This is a genomic window from Pseudomonas halotolerans (genome assembly GCF_039581215.1).
GTDB classification, from domain to species: Bacteria; Pseudomonadota; Gammaproteobacteria; order Pseudomonadales; family Pseudomonadaceae; genus Aquipseudomonas; species Aquipseudomonas tehranensis.
This window is the reverse complement of the sequence record NZ_JBCNTJ010000017.1, coordinates 80,187-105,401: the sequence shown is the minus strand read 5'-3', so window position 1 is coordinate 105,401 and position 25,215 is coordinate 80,187. Positions and strand designations below refer to the sequence as shown.

General features: G+C 61.0%; 21 protein-coding genes. 6 read left to right on the top strand and 15 right to left on the bottom strand.

What is annotated here, in order from left to right; all coding sequences use genetic code 11:
* Positions 1-115: 115 nt before the first annotated feature.
* From AAIS01_RS21350 to AAIS01_RS21340, 3 genes are all read right to left on the bottom strand, one after another.
* A complete protein-coding gene (locus tag AAIS01_RS21350; RefSeq protein ID WP_343470568.1) occupies positions 116-1,390 on the bottom strand; it encodes a glycoside hydrolase family 68 protein in 1,275 nt (424 codons plus the stop codon).
* A gap of 495 nt (positions 1,391-1,885) precedes the next feature.
* The gene (locus AAIS01_RS21345; protein WP_343470566.1) at positions 1,886-2,245 is read right to left on the bottom strand and encodes a DUF6124 family protein; all 360 of its coding nucleotides are present in this window, start codon (positions 2,243-2,245) and stop codon (positions 1,886-1,888) included.
* Between the two features lie 582 nt (positions 2,246-2,827).
* Positions 2,828-3,286, bottom strand: coding sequence for a GNAT family N-acetyltransferase (locus AAIS01_RS21340; protein ID WP_343470565.1), 459 nt, complete (start codon positions 3,284-3,286; stop codon positions 2,828-2,830).
* A 422-nt stretch (positions 3,287-3,708) separates the two neighbouring features.
* Here AAIS01_RS21340 and AAIS01_RS21335 point away from each other — a divergent pair, with 422 nt between their 5' ends.
* The 6 genes from AAIS01_RS21335 to AAIS01_RS21310 all read left to right on the top strand — a co-directional run bounded on the left by AAIS01_RS21335 (position 3,709) and on the right by AAIS01_RS21310 (position 9,578).
* Positions 3,709-4,332, top strand: a complete 624-nt coding sequence (locus tag AAIS01_RS21335; RefSeq protein ID WP_343470564.1) for a CDP-alcohol phosphatidyltransferase family protein — start codon at positions 3,709-3,711, stop codon at positions 4,330-4,332.
* Between the two features lie 10 nt (positions 4,333-4,342).
* A complete protein-coding gene (locus tag AAIS01_RS21330; RefSeq protein ID WP_343470563.1) occupies positions 4,343-6,100 on the top strand; it encodes a bifunctional alpha/beta hydrolase/class I SAM-dependent methyltransferase in 1,758 nt (585 codons plus the stop codon).
* Positions 6,100-7,443, top strand: a complete 1,344-nt coding sequence (locus AAIS01_RS21325) for a phosphatase PAP2/dual specificity phosphatase family protein (RefSeq protein WP_343470562.1) — start codon at positions 6,100-6,102, stop codon at positions 7,441-7,443. Before AAIS01_RS21330 ends, AAIS01_RS21325 begins: the two co-directional genes overlap by 1 nt.
* The gene (locus tag AAIS01_RS21320; protein WP_343470561.1) at positions 7,433-7,894 is read left to right on the top strand and encodes a hypothetical protein; all 462 of its coding nucleotides are present in this window, start codon (positions 7,433-7,435) and stop codon (positions 7,892-7,894) included. The genes AAIS01_RS21325 and AAIS01_RS21320 overlap by 11 nt, the downstream gene beginning before the upstream one ends.
* Positions 7,895-8,023: 129 nt before the next feature.
* The gene (locus AAIS01_RS21315) at positions 8,024-8,644 is read left to right on the top strand and encodes a lysophospholipid acyltransferase family protein (protein ID WP_092394723.1); all 621 of its coding nucleotides are present in this window, start codon (positions 8,024-8,026) and stop codon (positions 8,642-8,644) included.
* A 1-nt stretch (position 8,645) separates the two neighbouring features.
* Entirely contained in the window at positions 8,646-9,578 is a 933-nt protein-coding gene (locus tag AAIS01_RS21310) for a phosphatidate cytidylyltransferase (protein WP_092459493.1), read from the top strand.
* A 139-nt stretch (positions 9,579-9,717) separates the two neighbouring features.
* On the opposite strand, the gene AAIS01_RS21305 is transcribed toward AAIS01_RS21310, so the two are convergent.
* From AAIS01_RS21305 to AAIS01_RS21250, 12 genes are all read right to left on the bottom strand, one after another.
* Complete coding sequence (locus AAIS01_RS21305; protein ID WP_343470559.1) at positions 9,718-10,875, bottom strand: glutathionylspermidine synthase family protein; 1,158 nt, start codon at positions 10,873-10,875, stop codon at positions 9,718-9,720.
* A gap of 12 nt (positions 10,876-10,887) precedes the next feature.
* Positions 10,888-11,607 (bottom strand): DUF1190 domain-containing protein, encoded by a 720-nt coding sequence (locus AAIS01_RS21300; protein ID WP_343470558.1) that lies wholly within the window; start codon positions 11,605-11,607, stop codon positions 10,888-10,890.
* A 19-nt stretch (positions 11,608-11,626) separates the two neighbouring features.
* Positions 11,627-12,055 (bottom strand): DUF350 domain-containing protein, encoded by a 429-nt coding sequence (locus AAIS01_RS21295; protein WP_343470557.1) that lies wholly within the window; start codon positions 12,053-12,055, stop codon positions 11,627-11,629.
* Positions 12,056-12,070: 15 nt separating this feature from the next.
* Entirely contained in the window at positions 12,071-12,733 is a 663-nt protein-coding gene (locus AAIS01_RS21290) for a DUF2491 family protein (RefSeq protein ID WP_343470556.1), read from the bottom strand.
* The gene (locus AAIS01_RS21285) at positions 12,720-13,754 is read right to left on the bottom strand and encodes an ion channel (RefSeq protein WP_343470555.1); all 1,035 of its coding nucleotides are present in this window, start codon (positions 13,752-13,754) and stop codon (positions 12,720-12,722) included. Before AAIS01_RS21285 ends, AAIS01_RS21290 begins: the two co-directional genes overlap by 14 nt.
* A gap of 376 nt (positions 13,755-14,130) precedes the next feature.
* A complete protein-coding gene (locus AAIS01_RS21280) occupies positions 14,131-14,829 on the bottom strand; it encodes a PspA/IM30 family protein (RefSeq protein WP_188251932.1) in 699 nt (232 codons plus the stop codon).
* A gap of 24 nt (positions 14,830-14,853) precedes the next feature.
* Positions 14,854-15,435 (bottom strand): YjfI family protein, encoded by a 582-nt coding sequence (locus tag AAIS01_RS21275; protein ID WP_188251969.1) that lies wholly within the window; start codon positions 15,433-15,435, stop codon positions 14,854-14,856.
* A gap of 406 nt (positions 15,436-15,841) precedes the next feature.
* Positions 15,842-16,657, bottom strand: a complete 816-nt coding sequence (locus AAIS01_RS21270) for a YfaP family protein (RefSeq protein WP_343470554.1) — start codon at positions 16,655-16,657, stop codon at positions 15,842-15,844.
* 3 nt (positions 16,658-16,660) lie between these two features.
* The gene (locus tag AAIS01_RS21265; protein WP_343470553.1) at positions 16,661-18,280 is read right to left on the bottom strand and encodes a DUF2300 domain-containing protein; all 1,620 of its coding nucleotides are present in this window, start codon (positions 18,278-18,280) and stop codon (positions 16,661-16,663) included.
* A gap of 1 nt (position 18,281) precedes the next feature.
* Positions 18,282-22,850, bottom strand: a complete 4,569-nt coding sequence (locus AAIS01_RS21260; RefSeq protein WP_343470596.1) for an alpha-2-macroglobulin family protein — start codon at positions 22,848-22,850, stop codon at positions 18,282-18,284.
* Complete coding sequence (locus AAIS01_RS21255; protein WP_431191938.1) at positions 22,847-23,506, bottom strand: DUF1175 domain-containing protein; 660 nt, start codon at positions 23,504-23,506, stop codon at positions 22,847-22,849. The genes AAIS01_RS21260 and AAIS01_RS21255 overlap by 4 nt, the downstream gene beginning before the upstream one ends.
* Positions 23,491-25,200, bottom strand: a complete 1,710-nt coding sequence (locus AAIS01_RS21250) for a DUF2138 domain-containing protein (RefSeq protein ID WP_343470551.1) — start codon at positions 25,198-25,200, stop codon at positions 23,491-23,493. The genes AAIS01_RS21255 and AAIS01_RS21250 overlap by 16 nt, the downstream gene beginning before the upstream one ends.
* Positions 25,201-25,215 lie beyond the last annotated feature (15 nt).

The window sequence follows — 25,215 nt, the reverse complement described above, 5'->3', positions numbered from 1 at the left end:
CGTTCAACGGGGCTTGCGACCAACATCACAATGAATCAGGCGGAATATCTCGATCATATCCACAACGGTTTTGTCATCGACCTCAAACCCGCTGCCTGAAACCCCTGTATAGCTATTACTTAAGCGTGACATCCAGCATCGGCGGAATGTACCCATAGTCGTACTCACCCACCACGAACGTCTGCTGCCCTTTTATTTTCATACCCACCGTTGGCGCCTCAGTGCCACCCACACGAATCTGCGTGCCGGTTTCGTCGGTCGGTACGCTGTCGATGAAGGAGGTCACCAGGCCGTTTGGCATCACATAGTGCGAGTAGGTCTGAAATGGCTGGGAGGACGGGTTGCCCAGCACCAGGCCGGATCCGTTGAGTGGCACGTAAGGGCCGAACAGCGAGTCCGCGACAAAACCGTACACGCCGTCCGGCCCGGTCACGCCGTCGCCATAGGTGAAGGTATGGCTGATCGTGAACAGGTAGTACTTGCCATCCTGGAACACGAAGTGCGGGCGTTCGGTCTGGTCGTTGACGCCCACGGCCGTCAGCAGGGGCGGCAGCATTTCCCAGTCGTCGCCGTCTGCGTCGCGGGCTACGGCGATGCCGACACAGGCGGTCTGGTAGCGGGAGTTGCCGACATCTTCATAACCCGGTGGCACATCGCCGATTTCGGCCTCGCCCACTTTGTGCGAGCCGCGCTCACCGGCCACGTTACCTTCGAACAGCATGTACAGCTTGCCATCGTGCGGGTCGCGGAATGGCCATGGGTCACGAAATCCCCAGAAAGCGTTTTGGGCTTCGGTCTGATACATCTTGCCGTCGGCCTCGAACAGCGGCTTGACCTTCTCGAAGCCGACCATGCTGACACCATGTTCAGTGGTCACTACCCGGCCGCGCACCTTGACGATGGTCGCGCCCGGGGTGACGGCGGTGTAATACAGGTCCACTTCACCGCGGTCGTTCAACAGAATCGGCGTACCGGCCCATTCGCGGGCGGTCGGCGAAACGCCTTCGGCCATCACGCGGCCACCGAATTCCCAGTTCTTGCCGGTGCGAGAAAACCAGTAGTACATCTTTGCCCGACCGTGACGATCGTTCCAGTCGCGGAGGATGTCGTAGTTACCGTCCTCGTCGAGGTACTGCGGGTCGTTTGGATGACGATCGGCCGTCAGCGTGAAGATCACCGACCAGCCATCGACGGACGTCACGTTACCGTCCAAGTCGCGCAAGGGCATGGTGTCCCAGATGAACACGTCGTTGTTCAATACCGGGAAATCCGCGCTGACCAGCGGTTGAGTGGTGGTGGGATCGTCCGCCCGGACTTTCAACGCATCAGCGCGGGTCCAAAGGCTGGGTTGATTGGGGGTGACACCAAATTTTTCAGTGTTGGCTTTCATAAGTTACTGCCTCGTCCATGAATGGATTCATATAAACAATGGTTAAGAAATACTGTATGTACATACAGTTAAACCACCTTATAGAGGCTCACCTATGCGGGTCAAGCAAAAAAATGCATTTGTGCATATTTAGGTTTTTTCTTGGAGCTGATACGTTTCAGCCATGAACGTTTGCAGAAGTTAGTTCCAGGGGAGATCGGCGACGTTGCCTGCACGCTCGGTGCTTTGAATCGCTGATGGGTGGAAGGGCCGCGTAACTGCGCAATTGGGAGGCAATGCATGGAGGGTGCGGATCGCCGTGATCTGCTCGCGAGGTGGTGAATCAGTGGTGCTGATGTTGACTGGTGTATCGCTATCGCTAGCAGGCTCGCTGCCACAGGGGGTGGGCGAAATGCTGCTAGGGGCGGTGGGTCAGATGCTTGATGAGGCTCGGCCACAAAAAAGGCCTTGCTGAGCAAGACCTTTTTTCATACCTGGGGTAAGCGCGGCCCCTTGTTACCTCACCTCAACAATGTCCAAAGCCCGATTCGCCAACAGCTCACTCACCTCAATCACCTGCAAAATCCCCATCGCAACACGCCGTCGCGATCCCTCAAGATCAAACGCCAAATCACTGATCATGGCGTTAGCCGAAGCCAGGTTTTCACTGAGATTGGCAAGCAGACATTCCGAATCAACATCAGGTGCGATACGGAAGATGGTGTTGGGCTTGTCGGACGTTTCCTTCTCAGGCGTTGGCTTCAAGTAGAAATCCAAAGCACGCGTGGCAGCATCATCAAGTTTCTTGTTACGAGCAGACTGAACACGAGACACGGTTTCGTCTGTAGCTGGCGGGTTCGGTGTAATTTTGACCATAGCCTTAACTCTCTTTGGTGAGGCTACGACCCTCTCGCTGCTAAACGAGTGGGTGGCAGCTGTACGCGGGTTAGCAGACCGACGAGTTAAGAAATCGGCGCGTCCGAGGACGCCCCACGCACAGCCACCATCAAGTGCAGGGATGGGATACCTGACTGATGAAGCTTGATGCGACTCAACTCGACGGGCTGCTAAACCCGATCACTGATGGGCAGTGACAGGATCCAAATTACCGACGCGACCCAAGGCGCACAAGCCGGCGGATTCTGGCGTAGTTGTAGGCAATGGCGCAAGGCGATGTCGGGTGGGTGTTGGGGTTGTGTCGGGGGGTGCTGGTTAGTGGGCAGGCTATTGCCTGGTTTGGCTGATGGGCCGCTGTCGCGAGCAAGCTTTGCTCCCACAGGGTTCGGTCGGTACGGGGTGTCATGTCGCTAAAATTCGATTCCGGCGACATGTCGCGCTCATATGTCGCTGAAATTCGATTTCGGCGACATGACACTCGGGCAGGTCGTCGGGATCTGGGAAAGCGACCTGCAAGTCACTTCAGGAAAGGCCTTTTGGGGCGAGCGATAGGGATGCGATCTATAACTGCCGCGACATCAGCCATTGTTCTTTCCCCCACGCCTCAAACCGCTCCAGCACTTCCCAGCCAAGCCCGGCGTAATAATCACTCTGGTTGTGGGTGTGCAAATACAAGGTGGTGAATCCCGCTTCTCTGGCATGCTTGCAGATGCCTTCGATCAGTTGCGCGGCAAGGCCTCTGCGGCGGGCGGTTGGGGTGATGAAGACGCATGCCAGCCATGGGCCCAGTTCCGGGCGGTCGGGCAGATCGTCGCTGGCCAGTGAGGCGCCGCCTAGCAACTGGTCTTGTTCCGTGGCGATCAGGCACTTCCAGTGACCATTGCGTTGGCCCGCGGCGAATTCCTGCTGCCAACTGGCGAGGGATTGCTGGGCGAACTCATAGCTGAATGTTTGATGAAGCCATTCGGCCATCTGATCGCATTTGTCCATGTGGTTTTCGAGCCAATCCATTTGCGGCATTTGGAGCCTTCCTTATTTATTAGTCCTGGAGGGAGGGTTGGGTCAGCGGGCTACTGGGCTGGCCTGGTGTACCGCTATCGCGAGCAGGCTCGCTCCCACAGGATTTTCGTAGTTTGATCCTGAATGGACACACCACCAACTGCTCTTGTGACATCGGCCGATGTGGATTCAGTTGAAACACAAAACCTGTGGGAGCGGGCTTGCTCGCGAATGCGGTGGGTCAGTCAATATCAATGGTGGCTGACCCACCGCATTCGCGAGCAAGCCCGCTCCCACAGGGGTTCTTTATCCACCGGTAGATTCGTTGCCAGATGTGCCTACCTGCGCGCATTCTGGAGAATTATCCCTCCGGCCAAACCCCAACTGTCGTAATCTCGCAGCTGAACAAGCCCAACCCCGAAACCGGCCGAGATTCCCTTCCCATGCCTTCCATTTACCAGCTCAAACCCGCCTTCCAGAACCTGCTGCGCCCGGTGGTACAGCGTCTTTACGACAAGGGCGTCACGGCCAATCAGGTCACCTTGCTCGCCGGCATTGTCTCGGTGCTGGTGGGGGCCGTGGTTGCGTGGTTTGCCAGTCATCCTTGGGTGTTCATCCTGGTGCCGATCTGGATGCTTTTGCGCATGGCGTTGAATGCGGTGGATGGCATGTTGGCCCGGGAGTTCGGCCAGCAATCGCATCTGGGCGCCTACCTCAATGAGCTATGCGATATCATCGCCGACGCTGCCTTGATCCTGCCTTTTGCCTTGTTTGCCGATGCCAGTCTGTTGCTGGTGTTGGTGGTCACGCTGTTGGCGTTGTTCAGCGAATACGCCGGTGTGCTGGGGGCGATGGTGGGGGCTACGCGGCGCTATGACGGGCCGATGGGCAAGAGTGATCGGGCCTTTGTGTTGGGCGTGTTGGCGACCGGGATTGCCGTGGGTTGGCTCGGCGCCGGGTGGGTGGATGGTGTGATGGCGGTGGTGGCCGCCCTGCTGGTTTATACCTTGGTCAATCGGGTGCGTCATGGCCTGGACCAAGTGACGGAAAACGCTCCCTCAGCATAAGGAAGTTGCAATGCGTGAAGCCCAGGAACTGACGTTTACCACCTTTGACGGCGTGGACTTGTTTTACCGGCATTGGCCGGCCGTCGCTGCGGCGCCGGGTGAGCCCCGTCAGGCGGTGTTGTTGTTTCATCGCGGCCATGAACACTCCGGGCGCATTGCCCATCTGGTGGATGAGCTGGATTTGCCCGGCTTCGACTTTTTTGCCTGGGATGCGCGCGGTCATGGCCAGTCGCCGGGTGCGCGCGGCGACAGTCCGAGCTTTGCCACCAGTGCACGGGATGTGCAGACCTTTTGCGATCACATCGGCGCAACGCATCAGATCGACGAGCAGAACATCGCCGTGGTGGCGCAGAGTGTCGGGGCGGTGATTGCGTCGACCTGGGTTCACGATTACGCCCCGCGCATTCGCTCGCTAGTGCTGGCGTCGCCGGCGTTCAAGGTCAAGCTTTACGTGCCCTTCGCCCGCCCGGGCCTGGCGCTGATGCGCCGGTTTCGCGGCAATTTTTTCGTCAACAGTTACGTCAAGGCGAAATTCCTCAGCCATGACCCGGAGCGGGTGGCGTCCTACGACAGCGATCCGCTGATCACCAAGGCGATTTCGGTGAACGTGCTGCTGGGCCTGTATGAAGCGGCCGATCGGGTGGTGGCCGATGCTCAGGCGATTCAGGTGCCGACGCAGTTGTTGATTTCCGGTTCCGACTTTGTGGTGCAGCGCAAACCCCAAGAGCAGTTCTTCGAGCGGCTGGGCAGTGTGCACAAGGAAAAACACATTCTGCCGGGGTTCTTCCACGACACCCTCGGCGAGAAGAACCGTGCGCCGGCCATCGCCAGTGCCCGTCGGTTTATTCTGCAGAACTTTGCCCGCCCGCTGGACCGCCCTTCCCTGCTGGACGCTGATCGCCTGGGCGCGACATGCGCCGAGTCCGAAGCCTTGGCGACGCCGCTGCCGCATAATTCGTTGCGCGATCTGTATTGGCGCATGACCCGCGCCAGCATGCGTTTTGGCAGCAAGTTGTCGGCTGGGGTGAAGTTGGGTTTCGACACCGGCTTCGACTCCGGCAGCACCCTGGATTACGTCTACCGCAATCGCCCCACCGGCACCTCGGCCCTGGGGCGGATGATTGACCAGAATTACCTGAACTCCATCGGCTGGCGCGGCATTCGTCAGCGCAAGTTGCATGTCGAGGAATTGCTGCGCCTGGCCATGGGCACGTTGCGCGAGCAGGACCGCGAGGTGCGCATTGTCGACATCGCCGCCGGCCATGGCCGTTACATTCTCGAAGCGCTGCAAGGCGTCAGTCCGTTGCCGGAGTCGATCCTGCTGCGCGACTACAGCGACATCAACGTGCGTGATGGCAGTGCGTTGATCCTCGAAAAAGGCCTGGGCGATATCGCGCAGTTCGTCAAAGGTGATGCCTTTGATCGCTCGGATCTGGCGGCGCTGGCGCCGAAACCGACGCTCGCGGTGGTGTCCGGTTTGTATGAGTTGTTTGCCGATAACCAGATGGTCGGTGACTCCCTCGCCGGCTTGGCCGAAGCGGTGGAGCCCGGCGGGTTCCTGGTCTACACCGGGCAGCCGTGGCACCCGCAACTGGAGCTGATCGCCCGCGCCCTCACCAGCCACCGCGCCGGGCAGGCCTGGGTGATGCGCCGACGCACGCAGGCGGAGATGGATCAACTGGTCGAAGCGGCGGGCTTTCGCAAGATCACCTTGCGGGTCGATGAGTGGGGCATCTTCAGCGTTTCGCTGGCTCAGCGCGTGCAGTGATGAGCGCCGTCATCGCCCCCGCTCGCGAGCCCGGCCTGCTGAAACCGGCGGTGCTGTGGCTGCTGTTGTTGGCACCGTTGTTTTTCAGCACGTATGGCTTCGCCACTTGGGTGACGTCCCAGCGGGATGACGTGGGCAGTCTGGTGTTCGGCTGGGAAAGCCACATGCCGTTCATGGCCTGGACCATCGTGCCTTACTGGTCGATTGATCTGCTGTACGGCCTGTCGCTACTGTTGCCCAGCAGCCGCGAAGAACTCAAACGCCACGCCTTGCGTCTGCTCACGGCCCAGGCCATTGCGGTCAGTTGTTTTCTGCTCTGGCCGTTGCGTTTCACCTTCGCCCGGCCGGAAATGGATGGGCTGTTCGGTTGGCTGTTCGACGTGCTGGCGGGGTTCGACAAGCCGTTCAATCAGGCGCCATCGCTGCACATCGCGTTGTTGGTGGTGCTGTGGGTGTGTTATCAGCGGCACCTGCAAGGGCTCTGGCGTTGGCTGATGCACGGTTGGTTCGCGCTGATTGGTGTGTCGGTACTGACCACCTATCAACATCACTTTATTGACCTGCCCACCGGTGCGCTGGCCGGGTGGTTGTGTGTCTGGTTGTGGCCGCTGGATCGCCCCAGCCCGCTGAAAACAGCGCGATTAACCGCAGACCCGGCGCGTCTGCGATTGGCTTTGCGCTATGGTTTAGGGGCTGCGGTGTTTTTCATTCCGGCGTTTGCCTGGGGTGGCGCGTGGCTCTGGTTGATCTGGCCGGCGGTGGCGCTGCTGATGGTGGCACTCAATTACCTGGCATTCGGTGCGAGCGGGTTTCAGAAACGTGAAGATGGCCGGCTGAGCCCGGCGGTGCGCTGGTTGTTGGCGCCCTATCTGGCGGCAGCGTGGATCAATTCGCGATGCTGGACGCGCAAGCATCCGCAGGCGGATCAGGTGGCCGATAACGTCTGGTTGGGGCGCATTCCCACGCCGATGGAATTGAAGGACAGTCCGTTCAACGGCGTGCTCGACCTGTGCGCGGAAATGTCCATGGACAGCACCGGCATCGCCTATCGCACGTTGCCGGTGCTTGACCTGACCGCGCCCAGTGCCGAGCAGTGCCTGGAGGCTGCACGGATGATCGAGAACCTGCGTCAGCATGGGCCGCTGCTGGTCTGCTGCGCCTTGGGTTATTCGCGCAGCGCCAGCGCCGTGGCCGCGTGGTTGTTGCACACTGGCCGGGCCGCCAGCGTCGATGCGGCCATTGTCCAAATCCAGCGGGCCCGCCCGCACATTGTTTTGCATCCAGCGCACCGTCGGGCGTTGGAACGGTTATCCACAAGCACGAGGAATGACCATGATCAGTGATATGGAACTCCACACCGTGGCGAGCCTGTTGCGCCGAGGTCACTCGCTGGATCAGCTCTCCACCGGGCTGACACTGCTGGCGGCGCTGCTGGGGCTGGCTCAATTTTTGGTCGGCAGCGTCAATCCGTGGCTACTGCTCTTTAGCGTCGTGATATTCCTGCTTGGCGTGCTGCAAAAGTACTGGGCGCAGCGCGTGGCGTTTGATGCCGACCTGTTCCAGCGCATGGCGGACAGCACCCAATCGCTGGCCGAACGAACCTATACATTGGATCAAGCCCTCACCGCCCTCGGCCTGCAACCGGTCGAACGCAGCGGTCGCCTCTGGACCGAGCGCCGGCATGGCGCGTTGTTGCTGCTGCGCCGCCAGTCGTTGTTGCTGGCCACGCAAGTGGTCTTGACGCTGGGCTTCATTCTGGCCAGTCCCTGGTTAGCCTTTTCAGACGTCAGATAGTTTTAAAGTTAACGAATACCGGACGGCAAGCGACTACTGTGGCGAGGGAGCTTGCTCCCTCGCCACAGTGAATTGGTCAGCTGTTAAAGATTGCGTCACTACCCGAGTTTCTCAGGACAAGGAATCCTCATGTTCGAACCCGTGGTCGCCAGCCTCATCACCTCCGCCGCCCGCATGGTCACGGGGGCTCGCAGCCTGTGGCTCGGTTGCGCGCCGCAACCGGTGCAGCGGATCTACTTCGCCAATCACAGCAGTCACGGCGACTTCGTGCTGCTGTGGGCCTCGCTGCCGCCGGCGCTGCGCAAGCTTACCCGGCCGGTGGCGGGCGCCGATTATTGGCAGACCAGCCCGCTGCGCCGCTACATCATCAACCGGGTGTTCAACGGCGTGCTGGTGGACCGCGAGCGCAAGGACCCTTCGCATAATCCGTTGCAGCCGATGCTCGACGCCCTGGAAAACGGCGACTCGTTGATCATCTTCCCCGAGGGTACGCGCAACCCGGAGGACGGCCTGCTGCCGTTCAAGAGCGGGATCTATCACTTGATGAAAAGCCACCCCGAGGTCGAGGTGATTCCGGTGTGGATCGCCAACCTCAACCGCGTCATGCCCAAGGGCCGCGTATTGCCTCTGCCGTTGTTGTGCACCACCAGTTTCGGCGCGCCGCTGTGCATCGAAGAAGATGAAAGCAAAGCGCAATTTCTTGAACGCAGCCGCGCCGCGCTGCTGGCACTGGCCCCGGAGCACGTCTGACATGGATAGACATACCCTGATGTTGTTTGGCGGGATCGGCGCGATTCTGCTGCTGGCCTCGGTGATTGGTTTCATTCTCAAGTTGCGCACCAAAGGCGCGCCGAATTCGGTCATCGATAACCTCAACGCGCGGATCAATGCCTGGTGGGTGATGGTGCTGGTGATCGGCACGGCGTTCTGGCTGGGCAACGCGGCAGTCATCCTGCTGTTCTACGCCGTGTCGTTTTATGCACTGCGGGAATTCCTGACCCTGACACCGACCCGGCGCAGCGACTATCCGGCCTTGGTGGCGGCGTTTTACCTGGCGCTGCCGCTGCAATATCTGCTGATTTATTTTGATTGGTACGGGCTGTTTTCGATCTTTATCCCGGTGTACGTGTTCCTGCTGCTGCCGATCCTCGCGTCCCTGGGCGGCGACAGCACGCACTTTCTGGAGCGCGCTTCCAAGGTCCAGTGGGGGCTGATGATCGCAGTGTTCTGCATCTCGTTCGTGCCGGCGCTGCTGACGTTGGACATCGCCGGTTTTGAAGGGCGCAACCTGCTGCTGATCGCTTACCTGGTGATCGTGGTGCAGCTGTCGGATGTGCTGCAGTACGTGTGCGGCAAGTTGTTCGGCAAACACAAGATCGCCCCAAACCTGTCACCGTCGAAAACCGTCGAGGGTTTTGTCGGCGGCATTCTGCTGGCTTCGCTGATCGGTGGCGCGTTGTGGTGGATCACGCCCTTCAATCCCTGGCAGTCGTTTCTCATTGCCTTGCTGATCAACCTGCTGGGGTTTGCCGGCGGGATCGTCATGTCGGCCATCAAGCGTGACCGTGGCGTGAAGGATTGGGGGCACATGATCGAAGGCCACGGTGGCATGCTGGATCGGCTGGATTCAGTCTGCTTCGCCGCACCGATTTTCTTTCATCTGGTGCGCTATTGGTGGACCTGAAAACGTCGGGGCACACGCATTAACCTGTGGGAGCGGGCTTGCTCGCGAAGACGGCGGCACCGTCAACATTGATGTCGCTTGATGCACCGCCTTCGCGAGCAAGCCCGCTCCCACAGGGTTCAGTGCTTGACCCAGAGATTCAGTCAAGAATCAGATGCGGCAGGAACCGGCTCGAATCCTTGGTGATCAGGCTGTTGTCTTCCCGCACGCCGATGCCGGCGGCCTGGTCGCCGATGACCCAGGAGCCGATCAATGTGTAGCTGTCGCCAAACTTCGGCAACGGGGCGAATTCCTGGAGGATGAAGGGGGCGTCGGTGTAGGGGCCGTCTTCTTTGACGATCAGGCCATCAGCGGTTTGCAGCTCGATGTTGGCGCCTTCCCGGGAAAAGAACGGTTTGCGGACCCAGCCCTTGGGGACGGCTTTACTCGAGTCAGTGTCGAGATGGGCTGCCAATAAGTTCGGGTGACCTTTGTTGAATTCCCACAGCAACGGCAGGATGCCTTTGTTGGAGATGATCGATTTCCAGGCCGGCTCGAAAAACTGCGTGTCACTCTGGGCAATCGCCGCACCAAAAGGCTCGTGGAAGATGAACTCCCAGGCATGCAGCTTGAACAGGTGCGGGATCCAGCGATCTTGCAGATCGACGAAACGCCCCTCACCGGTAAGGCCGATGTCCTCGATATCGATGTGCCGCGATTCGATGCCGATTTTTTCCGCGATCAGGCGCAAGTAGTCGGTGGTGCCCTTGTCTTCGATCGAGTCTTTCATCGAGGCGAAGTAAAAGGGTTGCTTGAGTTGCAGTTGGGTAAAGACCTGATGCAGCTTGGTGTCGATGCTGTTGAACTGGTCGGCATGCCCGGGCAACAGTCCGCGCTCGATGCATTGCTCCAGCCAACCCCACTGAAACGCCGACGCCTCGTACAGGCTGGTCGGCGTGTCGTAGTTCAGTTCCAGCAGCTTGGCGGGGCCGCTGCCGTTGTAGGAGAAGTCCATGCGCCCGTACAGATGCGGATGCCCTTCGAGCCATGAGGTGCGAACCATGTCGAAGAACGGCGCGGGAATACTCAGACGCTCCAGCAGCTCTTCGCTCTGAACCACGCGGGCCACCAGGTCCATGCACATCTCATGGATCTCGGTGGTCGGGTCTTCGAGATCGTCTTCGATCTGCTTGAGCGTGAACTGGTAGTACGCGCTCTCGTCCCAATAGGGTTCGTCGTCGATGGTGTGGAACAGAAAGCCGAGACTCTCGGCGGTCTGTTTCCAGTCATGACGTTCGGCGCAATGGACTTTCTTCATGACGCGCGTTCCTTAACTGCTCGATCGCCCGAAGCTGCTCGAGCCGCCCCAACCGCTGCGGGCGCTGGCTTTGCTGCCGAAACCGCCACGGGAGGTGGACGAAGCAACAGAGATCGGTTTGCTGGCGGAACGGACCGTGTCGGTGTAGTTGCCATACCTCGCCTGATTGGACTTGGTAAAGGTCGAGCCTTTGGAAATCCGCTGGGCGAGTGTTGAGGACGCGTAGTTGCCGCGATCATCGCGATAGCGGTAAACCGGTTGAGAGTAGTAGCTGTTGCGGTTGCTGCTCAACATGTTGCCGATCAGCAGCCCGGTCAGCAGGCTGGTGCCGGAGAACCCTGAGCCTTGCGCGTTGGCTTCGGAGGCCGGCAGTTGCGCCTTGGCCGCGTCCACCTGGGCTTGGGTGACCTGGCCATCGGCGGTCAGTTCGAAACCACCCAGCCTGGGGATGAACTGACCGGTGGAATCCTGTTGGCACCAATCGGCAACAAAGTCGGCATCACAATCGGCCTGGTTGCTGTACGCCGGCGCGATGCGGCGATGCTCGGCCATGGCGGTCATGTAGGCGTCGGAGCAAACGTCTACCGGGAGTTTTTCATCGGCACATTGCTGCACGGACTGGAAGTTGTACTTCTTCTGTACCGGGTAGGTTTTCTCCGTCGGGCCGCAGCCTGATATCGCCATGGCGACCGACGCGGCCAGCGAAAGCTGGACGTACTTGCTTCGTTTCATCGGGATCTCCGTGGCGCAATCAGTTCGTGGAAGGCGTCATGCACGCGGCGTTCAGCATGCCGACGCTGATGGCCACTGCCGCGATATAAATGCCCGCGGCGATTTCACCCTTTTTAATGCGTTCAGAGGCGCCTTTGAGCACCAGACTGGTCACCAGGAACGCCAGCAGTTGCACGAACGCTGCGATCACGGCCCAGACAACGAAGTCCAGAAGGCTGATGGAATAGGCAATCACATTGCTGGCCGGGATGGCGAAACCGATGATGGCGCCGCCCAGCGCGATGGCGGCGGCCACGTTGCCCGAACGGATCAGTTCGAACTCTTTGTGCGGCGTGATCCGGGTGTAGATGAACTGGTACAGCGCGAACAGCACGGCCGCACCGAGGATGTACAGCACAAACCCGAGCACGGCGCCTTTGTTCAGGGAAATGGAGAGCGCTTCAAGCATGGACTTCTTCCTTTTTTAAAAAGTGTTCAGGTCAGTGGTGTACAGCGAAATGCCCAGCGACGTGCTCAGGGCGACGAAGCCTTCGGAGTCCTCTTCGACGGAGAACAGCAGGAATTCCCGGCGATCCGTCAGGCCGATGTCGCGGGAATACAACATCGAATGATGTTCCATGATGTAGGACTCGTCTAAACCGCTTACGCTCTCGCTCAACGCCACCAGCTCTGTCTGGCCAGCCTCGGTGCCCCATTCGCGGGTGTACTCGACGCCGTCGTAGGTGTACGTCGGCAGGCCAATCAGGCTTTCTGGGCCGGCGAGGCGGCGCAACTCCTCTTCTGTGTTGATCCCGACGCAGCTGAGGTAATTGAACAGGATCACCGACTCGACCTGACCGTAGACGTCGCCTCTGGTGTGCACTTGCAGCCAGTAGTCTTGGTCGTTCATGTAGTAGCGCAACAGCCAGTTCGACTGCCAGAGGTCGATGATGCCCAGGCCCCATATCTGTAGGTTGCCTGGGACGACCACGGTGCTGTTGCCGTCGAACAACAACTTGAGCGTGGGATCGAACATGATCTGCTTGCCGGAGGCCAGGCCCAGGGGCCCGGTGGCAGACCAGAGATCGCCGGCTGTCGTGTTCGCGTTCGGGGTCTCAAGCCCCATCAACCGATTAAACCACCCCATGGGAAATTTCCTTGAGACGCGCGGAGGCGATGTAGAAGAGTTCTCCGCCCACGACGCGGGTGGCGCCGGGCGGGTTGATCGACGGCTGGCGGGCACCCTTGGCGCGGTAGCCGATCAGCGTAGCGTTGTGCTGCTCTTTCATCCGCGCATAAAGGTCGCCGAACGTCGCTTCAAACGCCTCGGGTAGCTTCATCAGGTACTGGGTGGCGCCTTGGCCGACACAGAGCAATTCATTGATGACCACGGACGAGCCCGGGTCCTGGGAGGCACGCACCAGCATTTCGATGGCCATGCTGGAGGTGCATTCCAGGCTCGGCGCATAAGCGCTGGCGAGGGCGGCGATTTCGCTGTCATTGAAGTGCGCGACCACATGCCCGGCGGGCCCCAATTGATTGACCGCCAGCACGGTGGCCAGGGTCAGGTCGTCGGAATGGGTTCGCACCAGCACGCGTTCGGCACCCGGCACGCCGGCACGCTGCAACAGCGCGACGGAGGACAGGCTGTCGCCCTTGATGAACGATGCCTTGCCGGGCATGGGGTTTTCTTCGAGATCGCAATCGCAGATGACGATCAGGTTGTCATTGGAGGTTTCGTCCTGCAGCAGCAACTCGATGACCCGTTCGCTGGAGGCGCCCTCCCAGCCGATGAGAACGGTGTGGCCGGTCTTGCCGGTGAAATCGCCTTTGCCCTTCATGCCTTTTCTCCATACATCAATGACGCTGCTGGTGGTTTTGCCGATGACCGTCGTCAACAGGGCAATGCCCCCGAGCATGATCCAGGTCGCCACGAAAATTCGCCCGGCGGATGTCTGTGGCAACAGATCGCCATAGCCGACGGTGAGGGTGGTGGTGAGATAGAAGTAGATAAACGTGGCGGCAGCGATGAGGTGCTGTTCGCCCAGCAGCACCAGGCCGATCCAGGCGATGGACAGGTGCACGCCCAACGCAATTGACAGGCCCGCCCAGCCGAACCGATGGAAGAAGGACGAGGCGTAGGTTCGCAGTAAAAGGAAAATCGACATTTCGTCCCTGACTCCGTGGGTTCATTCCTGGCGACGTCATCGCACGGGCATCGGAGTGCTCAAGTGCGGTCACGGGGCAGCATTAAACCTGCTGCGCGGCTTGGATAGAAGAGCTTTGGTGACAATAAATCCGGGAATTTTCAGGAAAACAGGACTAAGACACAAAACCTGAAGCGGAACACAAAACCCTGTGGCGAGGGGATTTATCCCCGCTCGGCTGCGCAGCAGCCCCAATAACAGCGAACTCCACCCAAATGACACACCGAGGGAGTCATATTTCAGGGCTGCTTCGCAGCCCAACGGGGATAAATCCCCTCGCCACAAGGTCTGTGCCTGGCTGCCTTGACCGGTCTTCATCAAGGCAAAGCCCAGCCGATCACTCAGCCGATTTTTTCTTCAGGCGTTCCAGAATTGCATTAGCGCTGCCTTCGTTCGGCGTAATGCCGGCATCGCGCAGTTTGCGCTCCAGGTCGTTGCCGGTCGAAGCCTCGGCCAGTTCGTCCTGGGCTTGCAGTTCAGCGGCACGTTGCTGTTGCTTGGCCTGCAGGCGGTTGAGCGTACCGACGGCAGTTTCCAGCTTGCCATTGGCGCCGCCGCTGGCAATCGAAGCACTGACCTGGGCTTTCTGCACGCTCTCACGGGCCTTGGCCATGTCCACTTGCTGACGCAGGCTTTTGATCCGGCTTTCGGCCTTGGTGATGTCTTTGCGCATGTTGTCCGCATAACCACCGAATTCGGTCGCGTGCTTCTGCTCGGCGTCCAGTTCGTTGGTCAGGGTCGAAATGGCTTCGGCCACTTCCAGCGCCAGGTCTTCGCGGTTGGCCTGGATCGCGGCCAGGGCCTTGGCTTCCAGGTCCTTGATCTTGGCGTTGTACTCGCCGACGCGATCAGTCGCCAGCTTGTGCTTGGCCATGATGGTGACCAGTTCACGCTTGGCGTTGGCCAGCGCGCTGTCGGCATCGCGGATTTCCTGGTCAAGGATGCGCAGGGCCTGTTGGTCGACGATCGACTCGCCGACTTCGTTGGCACCGCCACGCAGCGCGGTGAACAATTTGCTCCAGATGGACTGAGTCATTGGATGGTTCCTGTTCCCGAAAAATTAGATGAAAAAACGTTCGAAGGCTTCGCTGGCGCGCTGAACGTTGTCGACGAGGGTTTTAACCTCGGTCACGACGTTGGTCAGGCTGGAGTCGGAACTCAGTGCGCCAAACATGTTGTAGACAATCTGCCCGTTGGGCATGGACTCGATACCGATCGAGGACAGCGGGAACATTTCCCGGCTGCGCAGCACGGCATCGTTGAAGGCCGCGACGTCGTTGATCGACTCGACATCCACCAGAACGGTGTCGACGATGATCTGATCCCCCACCACGGCGATGTAAATAGGCAAGCCGCCGAAATCGTTCATTTCCAGCTTGATACTGGACTCGGAGCCTTGAACAAGGGAAAGCGTGATGTCGTTCGCCACCACTTCGTCGAGGGCCTGAAGGGCACTGAAGAGGCGATCAATGTTCCAGTTGTTACCTGCGCTCATGTAATTCTCCGACATGAATGAGCCAGCCAGAATCGGTTGGCGTAGCTGTTTCTCCATCTGCTTGAGCAGGCTCCGGTTTTCGGGAAGCACCCAAGCCTCGTGTTTCACATACCCGGCGGCACTCAAGCCCGCGCGCATCTGCTTCATGTAAAAGCTGGATGGTTTTTTCACGGACGGCTTCGAGCGCTCTCCCTTGCGGCTCGCTGAATCGGTAGCAGACCCCGCAGGATCTGTTGGAGAGCGACTGTTCATGGTGCTGACCTCACTGCGAAAAAAACTCACGCGTGAGAAACACTACAGGGAATGCCTACTGCCCTCAATAGCTCACGCGTGAGATTTTTTAATTGTCACAAATGCCGATCAACCCTGTGGACGCAAAGCTCACCCCAGTTTTTTGGGGTGTTCACAAACCCGCAGTCCACCACAGATCCAATGTGGGAGCGGGCTTGCTCGCGAAGGCGGCGGGTCAGCTTGCATTGATGTTGAACGTACTGTCGTCTTCGCGAGCAAGCCCGCTCCCACAGCCCCCAGGTTGACATCTTGTTGATAGCGCCTAGGGGTAACTGAAGCTCTTGACCAACATCAACTCCCCCGCCGTGCGCATCGGCACCACGAAAGTTTCCATCTTCTCGCTGGGCGTGCCCTCTTCGGTGATGACGGTGATCTGCGCCGTGGTCAGGGCTTGTGCCGCTTGTTGCGCGCCGTCTTCGTCACTGCGATAACCGCCGCCGTAGTAGTTCACGTACACCAGGTACTGGCCTTTGATCGGCGCGGGCATGGCGATGATTTCCGGGCCGTAGCCGGTGGTGACGTCGACGTCGAGCGCGGCACCGTTGGGCACGACGCGGTCGCCGTACCAGATGTGGGCGCCGTCCGGGGTGACGAGGTGCAGGTCCAGGTCGGTGCCGTCGCTGTCCCAGTTCAGCAAGACCCGCAGCTTGGCCGGGGTGGCGCCGCCGCTGGTGTTAAGGAATTGGGTGCGGTGGCGTTGCTGGCCGTCAGGGCTGCGCACTTCGACGCTGTTGCTGCCGTTGGGGAATGAAAACGGTCGGTCGAAGCGGCCTTCAGGGTCGAGTTTCAGCGGCAGGGTCACGCCGTTGATGATGAGTTTGCCCGGCTCGTTGCTGTCCTTGGGCGCACCTTTGATCTGGCCGCTGATGCGGGCGGTATTGGCTTGGCCCTGGGGCGTGTTGACCGACGAGGCCGGGTAGTTGACGGTCTGGCGAAAGTTTTCTCCTTCACCGCCCGGCGCGCCGCTGCGCCAGCCGCCGACCGGGGTGTCGAGTTTGATGCCATCGCCGGCAATGGCTGGCGGCAACACGGCCAAAGCGCAGAGCAACAGCCAGGCCTGTGGATAACGGAGTGTCATGGTCTATTCCAGCAAAAGGTGACGGGCAAGCCCTTCGATGTAGGTTTCGTCCTGGCCGTTGGGATGAGCTTCAAAGGCCAGGTGCAAGTATTCGTGGGTCAGATCGAGGCGGTCTTGCAGCGACAGCACACCGCGCACGTAGATGCGCCGGCGTTCGCGGTCGACATAGGGCCGGCCAAAGGCGACACGGCAGACGGCGAAAGCACTGATTTCGTTGTACCCCACCTCACCTGCCAGCCGGGGGCGCCAGCCGCGTCGCTGTTTCAACAGCCAGTCCTGGGCGGCGGGCAGCGCTTCACAGGACGCCACTGGATTGTCCCAGCGGCTGAGGCTGGCACGCGGGTAGGCATGCAGCAGGATGGCGTCGTAGCGCTGGCCCGCGTTGGCTTGCTCCACGGCTTGCGCCCAGGACAGTTTGTCCGGGCCGGCTTGGTCAGAGTGGTAGGTCACGTCGGTGCCGGCCAGCACCAGATCGCTGGTCCAGGCAGCGATGGCGCGGGTTTGCGCCGCCGCCGGACGCGGGGCGACGCGCTGGCGATGACTGCTGTCATCGATGCTCAGGCAATCACCGTTGCGCTGAGCGTTTTGCAGCAGGTAACTGCGGATCGCCACGGCCAGGGCCTTGGCCGCTTCGGCAGGTTCAGCCTTGGCTTCACGCTGCAGGACCCGGGCGACGTACTCTTCGCGATCCAGTCGCGCCACCAGCTTGCCGGGCAACAGGAACAGCTCGCCGTCGCTGTGGATATCCAGTTGGTTGCCGTTGGCGAATTCGACACGGTAATCGCCGCGCAACGGACCTGGGGTGGCCGGCCGGTCACCGGCCATCACACGTTGCAGGGGATACCGGGCAAACAGGTCCACCTCCACGCATCGCCCCGTTTCCGCCGGCCAACGGGACGGCAGTGCCGCCGCCAATCCATCACCGTAGGCCTTCAATATCTGCTCGCTGGTGCCACGCCCACCGGCCCACACCGGCGTGCCGTCGGCCAGCCAACCGGCAAAACCGCCCTGGCGCGATGACGGGTCCTGCTCCCCCAGCCAGCTCCAGGTCTTGACCCGCAGACGACTGCCCAATTGGCCGACGAGACGCCCATCCGCTGCGTTGAGCACCACGTCCAGCAGCACCCGACGAGCCTGATCCTGAGCCGGTAGCATCGCCAGTGCCTTGAGCAGTTCAGCCACGCGAACCTGTTTTTGCGGTTGCAGGCTCGGCAGGTCAAGCAGCCACGACGGCGCTTGGCGGGCCTGCCAGTACTCACGCCAGTTCGAATCCGAAAGCCCAAGCCGCTGCGGCTCGAAATACAGGCCGCAGGATTTCACCAACGCCTGATCGCGACCGATGCTCTGCCCGGCGCTACAGCAATAGACTTCCTCTTTGGACTCACCGCGACACTCATAAACCGGCTCATGGGCATCGGTATCCACCAGCCACGCGTAGACAAACAGCTTCCACACGCTGCCCAACGGCGCCTGTAAGGACTCGGGCAATGGCTGGCGATCCAGCACCTGTGTCTGGCTCACTCGCAGCAGCTGGTCGTCGAAGGCCAGGCGCAACGGCTCCTCCTGCGCTGTGGCCAGCGCAGGTATCAAGCACAACAGCCACCAGGCCCAAGGTCTGCGCATGTCAGTTGACCGTGACCTGACCAAGCGCTGGTTTCTGTTCCCGAGCCTGATGCTGTGGCGCATAGACCTGAGTGAAGCGCACCGGCGGCAAGGTGAACTGGCCTTTCTGGGAGAAGCGCACCAGATGCCGCAGGCGCAGCTCGCCACTGAGGGCGTCCAGCGGCACCGCGTAACCCATCTGGCCCGGCTCGAAGCGGGCCTTCTCCAGGGCAGTCGGTTCGCTGCCGGCTTTGCCCAGTAGCTGGATGCCCCAGGTGGTGCGCTCCACATCGGCACCCGGCGGCAGCGGCACTTCGAGCATGCCGTAGCGCAGCGGCGTAGACACCTTGCTGTTGATGATCACTTCATCCAGATAAAGGCTGTCGCTGGACAGCGGCTTGTTGCCCACGGCTTCGAGCTTGAAGGTGAAGGCCTCGTCACCCGGCACCAGACGGGACAAGCGCCGGGTGATGGTCACCGCCATCGGCGCCACCGGCGCTTGCTGGCTCTGGTAGCTCAATGCCGCCTGCAGCGGGCGCTCCTCGGCACCGCTGAGGGTCAGCAGGGTCGGTAGCTGCGCGCCCTGCCATTGCCAGTAAGTTTCACCGGTGGCGCCTTGCCGGGCCTTCCAGCCTTCGCCCGGGGTCAGTGCCACGGCGGGCGCAGCCTGTTCGATGCTACGTTGCAGCCAGGTCAAGGCCAGGGCCCGTTCAAGGGTGGATTGCTGCGGCAGCAGACGCTCGAGCAAGGCCTTGGCACGCGCCTGATCGAAACTTTGCAGCGACAGGCTCAAGGCCTCGACGAACGGCTGGGAGCTGACGTCCAGTTGCTGTTGTGCGGCGTCGAGTTGGTTGCTGAAGGCCTCCGGCAGCGGCACCTTCACCTGCAGGGCGAGGGAAGCGGTCAACGCGCGCGCGCTGGCCAAGCCCAGGGCCGAGTCCGGTGCGCTCATGACCAGGCTGTCTTCGCCACTGTCCGTCACGCTCGAACCGCTGCCCTCGCCTGCTTTCGCCAGATCGTCCATCAAGCCGCTGAGCAAGGTGTTCACCGGCAGTTGCATCTGTTTGGCGAACGACAGGATCAGCGCACGCTGCAGCAACGGCGTATCGCCGGCCTGTTTGGCGTAGACCTCCAGCACCCGTTGCCAGTGCTCCGGCGGCAGGCTCAGGTCCAGGGCCTGGCTGGCGTGCCAGTCAGCGTAATAGGCATAGGCCGTGAGGAACGCATCCGGTTCGCCCACCTGGCCCCACCAGGTGAAGCTCGCCGCAGGCCCGGCCATTTGTACCAGGCGCAGGCGGCTGTTTTGCATGATCAGCCGCAAGCGATCGCGAACCTGCGGGTTCGCCGTCAGGGTCGGGTAGGCGATGCTCAACGGCAGTAGACGACTGGCGGTTTGTTCGACGCCACCGTAGGGGTAGCTCAACAAGTCATCCAGGGCCGAACGGAACAGCGCTTGCGGGCTGTCGTCCAGGCGCAGGCGGATATCGCTGGCATCAAGGGGCAGGCTCAGCGGTGTGTCGCCGCTCGCCACGTCAAGGCGCTGGCTCTGGGTGACTTGCCAACCGTTGCCAATGGCATTGAGCTGAACGGCCAGGGTGTCCTGGGTTTCACCGTTCACCTGCAACTGCACGTTCAAGTCCCCGTTGCTCAGCTCCAGAGACGGTAGCGCCAGATAGTTGATGCCGTGCTTCAGGTCCGCCACCACGCGCTGTTCAGTACCGGCGTAACGGATCAGCAACTCGGCCTTCAATGGCTGTTCGGACTGGCTGAAAGCGAACAGGCCCATTTGCGGTTTGTCACCGCTGCGGAACCGGGTCGGGCCGCTCCACTTCAGGTACAGCGGTTTCTCTGAACCGATGAATTGCTTTTTCTGCCCCACCTGGCCGTCGTCGGCGATGGCCCGGGCCGTGATACGCCAGCGAGTCAGGGAGTCCGGCATCTTGAAGGTGAAACGGGCCTTGCCGTTAGCGTCGGTGACCAGTTCCGGTTGCCACGCGGCAGTGTCGACGTCTTCCCGACGAGGCCGCTCCAGCACTTTTACACCGCGCTCGCTGCGGTTGGCCTTGCCCGGCGCACCGGGGCTACCCGGCAGGGCCACGTCGTAGCTGATGAACGACAGGCTGGCGCTGGTACGCACGTTGTTGCGACGCGGATGGTAGAAAAACTGATCGATGGTCGGCGCCACTTCCGGTTGCAAGGCGTAGATCATTTCATCCACGACACTGACGGTCAGGTGCGCGGGGATCGCCTTGCCGACGAACTGGGTGCTCAGGTCAACGGTCACCGTGTCGCCAGGCCGATAAGTGGCCTTGTCGGTCACGATGGCGACGTCGATTTGCGGCGCGACCACCTTGATACCGGCGTTCTGGAAGCTGTATTGGCCGCCCTTGGTGTACAGCACCGAGAAGGTCAGGTTTGGCGCAAAAGCGTCCTTCACCGGGATGCGCGCTCGGTATTGAGTGTCGCTGAGCTTTTCCATCTTCAGCCAGTCGCCGCCCTTGGACAGCAGCGCCGTGGCCTCGACCTTGTCTCGCTCAAGCGACAGCAGCGCATCGCTGACCGGCTCCGGGAAAGTGATCAACGCCAGGGCTTCGTCACCGGCCTGGTACTGGGCTTTGTCGAGGACGATCTCGACCGTGCCCGGCACGGCTTTGATGCCTTCGCCGGTCACTGAATGGCCGGTGGCGCCAATGACTCGACCGTGGTCGTCCTTGAGGGTCAGGTTGTAGGTGCCGGGGCGCTCGAAGGTCAGGCTGAAGCCTTTGTCCTTGGCCGCCAGTTTGCCTTCGCCGGCGGTCTGGTCTTCCAGCCGCACCCAGGCGTAGCTGCCCGGTGTCACGGCGTTGCTTTGCGCGGTGCCACCCTCGTGGGTGTAACTGAACGAGACGTTCTCGCCGGCGGCGCTGAAACGCTGGGGCGCACTCAGGCGAAAATTCGCCGCGCCACGGTCGATAAGGATTTCCTTGGTGGCTTTGACCCGATACGCCGCGCCATCGCTGGCAAACACAGTGAGCGTATAGCGGCTCGGTTTGTCGGCGGCCGGCAGTTCGAGGTTAGCGTTGCCCTTGGCATCAGTGGTCACTTCACTGCTGGTCAGCTCCACCGGGAATTGCCCCAGGTATTGCAGCTCGTTATCCACCATCGACAGTTGCTGGGCCCGCAGGCTCAGGCTCACCTTGGCGTTGGCCACCGGTTTGCCGTCCGGGTACAGCAGCACGAGCGCGCCCTTGACCGGCTCGCCGGTGCGGTAATCCTGCTTGGCGAGGTTCAGCGCGATTTCGAAGTGCGGCTTGATGTATTCGGCCACGCGAAAGGCACTGCTGTAGAGCTGGTCCTTGTAGCTGAAGCGCAACTCATAACCACCGGCCACGGCGTTTTCCGGCAACTGGAAACGGCCTTGGGCACCGGCCTTGGCGTCCAGTTTCAGCGCCAGGGTTTGCAGCTCGGTGCCGGTGGCATCCAGCACGCTGAGATTGACGTCAGCGGCCGTCGGCTGCACCGAGTCCCGGGCATTCTTGAATTCACGGCCGACGATTTTCAGCGACACCCAGTCCCCCGGCCGATACAGCGGCCGGTCGGTGAAGGCGAACAGCTTGGTGTCGTAGATTTCGCTGTCGTAGTAGAAGTTTTCCGAGACGAATACCCCGCCCTCCTCGTCCTCGCCGATGACGAACGAACGCTCCGGGCTGACGTGCTTGAGGCGCAGCAAGCCGTCTTCATCGGTGGCGCCGCTGCTCATCACGCCCAGGCCATCGGTCCACAGTACGTTGACCTTGGGCACCGAACGACCTTCGTGTTTGCGCGCGGCCCAGACCAGCAGTTCGTCCCCGGCGATCTTGCTCACCGCCACGGTGTTGGAGACAAAGACCATGGTGGTAGCCCGGTATTTACCGATCAGCGCTTCGACCAGATACAGCCCCGGTTTCAACTGGCCCAGCGGCACGTAGACGTTGCCCGGCGCGACACTGATGAATTCACTCGACGAACCCGCCAGGTTGACCCCCGCTGGCGGCTGGATCGGCTTGGCCTGCCACAGCGGATAACGGAACTGGCTGACCACCGGCAAACCCGGAATCAAGGCGAACTGTGGTTGCGCATCGTAGGGCGTCGGCGCGGCGATGGCGCTGCCCATTTTCAGTTCCGGCACTTGCTCGGTGACTTGCTGACGCGACTCGTAGGAAAACGCCCGCTGCATCACCCGACGGGATTTGCGGTACCAGTTGTCCCATAGGTACGCCAGGGTGTTCGACAGCCCTTCGCCCTTGAACTGGCCGTCGCTGACCACCCGGTGCAGGTTCTTCTGACGCTTGAGGAAATCCAGCGGTTTTTCGATGCGATAGACGCGGATATCGGCGCCGCCATACGGCTCCATGCGGAATTTCCGATAGTCGCGACCCGGCGCTTCGAGGCGGACCATGGCTTGCTCGTCGCTGGCAAAACTGCTGTCGGCCAGCAGGAAGAAGCTTTCACCGGCCAACGGCGTGTAGCCGCTGGGCTCCACCGTGTCTTCGGCATGGACGATGGGCGCCAGCAACAAGGCGAACAGCAGGGGCAGTTTTGAACACAAGCGCAGCATGCGGGCACCGGTCATTGGGAGAGAAAGTTGAGTCGATAGACGCCGATGAAGTTGGGGTTGGCTGCGTCGGGTATCCATCGGGTGTCCTTCCAGTTCATGAGTTGCTGCAGGCTTGCCGAGCGCATGCCGTTGTCGGTTGGGGTGGTGGTGCCGGTGTGGTAGGCGATGTGGCGGCCCATCCAGATCATCAGGTGCTGGTCATCGCCCTGATCGAAGAACATCAGGTCGCCCGGACGGGCCTGGGTGACGTCCCGGCTCACCAGATGGCTGTTGAACTGGATCAGTTTGATGGCGTTGACGTAGGGCCCGACCTTGCCGCCGCCCTGTTGCCATTGCTGCGCCAGACGTCGCTGGGCGTCGCTCAACTCAAGCTCTGGCGGCAGGTAGCGATTGGACAGGCCATTGCTGCGCAACCACTTCTGGTCGTGGACTTTCAGCGCTTCATTGGCCGCAAAGCGCACCAGCCCGGCGCAGTCCTGTTGATACCAGCGCGGGCTTGGGCCTTTGGTCAGTTGTTCCTGGGCGATACGCACGAACCAGGCGCGAAAGACCTTCGATTGCTGCACATCCAGCGCGGGTGTCTGAGCGGCAAACGCCGGCCCGCCCAGCAGCAGCGCCAGCATCAACACCCATCCGGGGCGACGGATCAACCCGATCACAGCGCTTTCCATTCCAGTGGCAACCACTGCCAGTGACCGTCCGGCTCGCTGCCTTCAGGCAATGTCAGGGCGTATTTGCCGTAGCCGCCCAGGGTGCGCAGCTTCGGAATCAGGTAGGTTTGCGCGGCGTTGTAGAACACCGGTTCCATGTCCTGGGGCAAGCTGTCGAGGGTCTCGCGCTGCATCAGTTGCGCCATGGCATCCGGGCCGAAGTAGACCGGCATCAGCAGGTCCTTGGGCACCACGTCGGCCATGGGCGGGAAACGCTTGTCGAGGGTGCCGAGGGCCTTATCCACCAGTTTGTCGTCAAGGGAAAACAGCAGGGTCGAACCGTGCCGCGCCAGGCTGACTTGCATGAACGCCTTGCCGGTAATCGCCTCGGGCTGCGCGGCCTCCTTGGCCGGATAGGGGCCGAAGTTGGAGCTGACCTGACGTTGCCAGCGGTGCATCGGGCCTTCCTGTGTTTCAACAACCGGAAACGCATGTTCGGCGACATTGTTTTCGTAGGCGCCCACCATCGAACCGAACAGCTTGCCCAAGTCGGCATCGAGCTTGCCGCCGTCATCGTTCAGGTTCGCCACCAGCAGTGGTGTGTACAGCCGCGAATCGGCGTACCAGCACAGTCCCGCCGCGCCGGCCATGTGCTCGATCATGGCCTGGGCCGCGCTGTCGTCGGCACCGAGTTTCACCAGCAACGGTTTCTGTTGTTCGGCGGCCAGAGGCAAGGCGACGCAAGCGCTGGCGCCCATGGGCATGGCTTGCCAGATGGGCTTGAAGTCGAAGTCTGGCTGGTCTTCCAGCTCGTCCATGGCCAGGAAGCTATGCCAGCCCTTGTCGTCCATGTCGAAACGCAACCCGGCGAAGTTCGGAATGAAACGCTGATAGCCCATGGCGAGCACGCTGGCATTGACCGAGATGCGTTGCTTGACCTCAGGCGCCTTGGGCAGCAGACCGAAGGCTTCGGGGAAGAGTTTTTCACCGGCCAGCAACGCTTCGAGGGCCTGGGTCGAGACCATGCCCGGTTCGTCGGTGGGGCCACTTCCCAAGTCGTAGAGCCTGGTCGGGTTGGACAACACCACCAGCTTGTCGCCATGAGACGCGAACACCAGGGCTTTGCTGGCGTTATAGGTGAGTTGATAGACCGGCACCACGTCGCCGGCGACTTTCATCTCACCAAGCTGGCTGAGTTGCGAATCATCCAGCGCCACTTTTGCCAGCGGCTCCAGCACCTTGGCCAGGCCACCGCGATCCATCACCAGCAGAAAATCCTTGAGCCGCCCGTCGGCGCCGCGCCATAGCGCTACGTCGGCCGGCTGGTCGAAAAGCTGCTCGATCAGGCTGTCCTGCAGTTTGAGGTCATGCTCGTAGATGATCCGCCGTAGGCTGCCGATCAACCCGAGGCGGTCGGCATGGGTTTCGTAATAGAAGACGAAGTCCTCGGTGAGCGTAGCCTTGAGGAACGGCACCGCCAGCAAGTCCTTGGGCAGTTGGCTCAGGGAATGGGCCTCGAGCAGACCGTCGGGGCGGCTCAGGCCGAGTTTTTCCAGGGCCAGTTCCATGGGCGGCGCCTTGGGCTTGGTCATGAACCAACCCAGTCCGGCAGCGACACCGGCCACCAGGCACAGCCCGATCAGCAGCGCCGGCCAGCGGCGCGCGGGTTTGGCGGCAGGAGTCGGCACGGTCGGGGAAGCAGTGTTGTCGCTCATATTCACAAGGGCCTG

Excerpts from the sequence above, each read along its gene's own strand:
- AAIS01_RS21350 (WP_343470568.1), bottom strand. The coding sequence starts at position 1,390 with ATGAAAGCCAACACTGAAAAATTTGGTGTCACCCCCAATCAACCCAGC.
- AAIS01_RS21345 (WP_343470566.1), bottom strand. The coding sequence starts at position 2,245 with ATGGTCAAAATTACACCGAACCCGCCAGCTACAGACGAAACCGTGTCT.
- AAIS01_RS21340 (WP_343470565.1), bottom strand. The coding sequence starts at position 3,286 with ATGCCGCAAATGGATTGGCTCGAAAACCACATGGACAAATGCGATCAG.
- AAIS01_RS21335 (WP_343470564.1), top strand. The coding sequence starts at position 3,709 with ATGCCTTCCATTTACCAGCTCAAACCCGCCTTCCAGAACCTGCTGCGC.
- AAIS01_RS21330 (WP_343470563.1), top strand. The coding sequence starts at position 4,343 with ATGCGTGAAGCCCAGGAACTGACGTTTACCACCTTTGACGGCGTGGAC.
- AAIS01_RS21325 (WP_343470562.1), top strand. The coding sequence starts at position 6,100 with ATGAGCGCCGTCATCGCCCCCGCTCGCGAGCCCGGCCTGCTGAAACCG.
- AAIS01_RS21320 (WP_343470561.1), top strand. The coding sequence starts at position 7,433 with ATGATCAGTGATATGGAACTCCACACCGTGGCGAGCCTGTTGCGCCGA.
- AAIS01_RS21315 (WP_092394723.1), top strand. The coding sequence starts at position 8,024 with ATGTTCGAACCCGTGGTCGCCAGCCTCATCACCTCCGCCGCCCGCATG.
- AAIS01_RS21310 (WP_092459493.1), top strand. The coding sequence starts at position 8,646 with ATGGATAGACATACCCTGATGTTGTTTGGCGGGATCGGCGCGATTCTG.
- AAIS01_RS21305 (WP_343470559.1), bottom strand. The coding sequence starts at position 10,875 with ATGAAGAAAGTCCATTGCGCCGAACGTCATGACTGGAAACAGACCGCC.
- AAIS01_RS21300 (WP_343470558.1), bottom strand. The coding sequence starts at position 11,607 with ATGAAACGAAGCAAGTACGTCCAGCTTTCGCTGGCCGCGTCGGTCGCC.
- AAIS01_RS21295 (WP_343470557.1), bottom strand. The coding sequence starts at position 12,055 with ATGCTTGAAGCGCTCTCCATTTCCCTGAACAAAGGCGCCGTGCTCGGG.
- AAIS01_RS21290 (WP_343470556.1), bottom strand. The coding sequence starts at position 12,733 with ATGGGGTGGTTTAATCGGTTGATGGGGCTTGAGACCCCGAACGCGAAC.
- AAIS01_RS21285 (WP_343470555.1), bottom strand. The coding sequence starts at position 13,754 with ATGTCGATTTTCCTTTTACTGCGAACCTACGCCTCGTCCTTCTTCCAT.
- AAIS01_RS21280 (WP_188251932.1), bottom strand. The coding sequence starts at position 14,829 with ATGACTCAGTCCATCTGGAGCAAATTGTTCACCGCGCTGCGTGGCGGT.
- AAIS01_RS21275 (WP_188251969.1), bottom strand. The coding sequence starts at position 15,435 with ATGAAGCAGATGCGCGCGGGCTTGAGTGCCGCCGGGTATGTGAAACAC.
- AAIS01_RS21270 (WP_343470554.1), bottom strand. The coding sequence starts at position 16,657 with ATGACACTCCGTTATCCACAGGCCTGGCTGTTGCTCTGCGCTTTGGCC.
- AAIS01_RS21265 (WP_343470553.1), bottom strand. The coding sequence starts at position 18,280 with ATGCGCAGACCTTGGGCCTGGTGGCTGTTGTGCTTGATACCTGCGCTG.
- AAIS01_RS21260 (WP_343470596.1), bottom strand. The coding sequence starts at position 22,850 with ATGACCGGTGCCCGCATGCTGCGCTTGTGTTCAAAACTGCCCCTGCTG.
- AAIS01_RS21255 (WP_431191938.1), bottom strand. The coding sequence starts at position 23,506 with ATGGAAAGCGCTGTGATCGGGTTGATCCGTCGCCCCGGATGGGTGTTG.
- AAIS01_RS21250 (WP_343470551.1), bottom strand. The coding sequence starts at position 25,200 with ATGAGCGACAACACTGCTTCCCCGACCGTGCCGACTCCTGCCGCCAAA.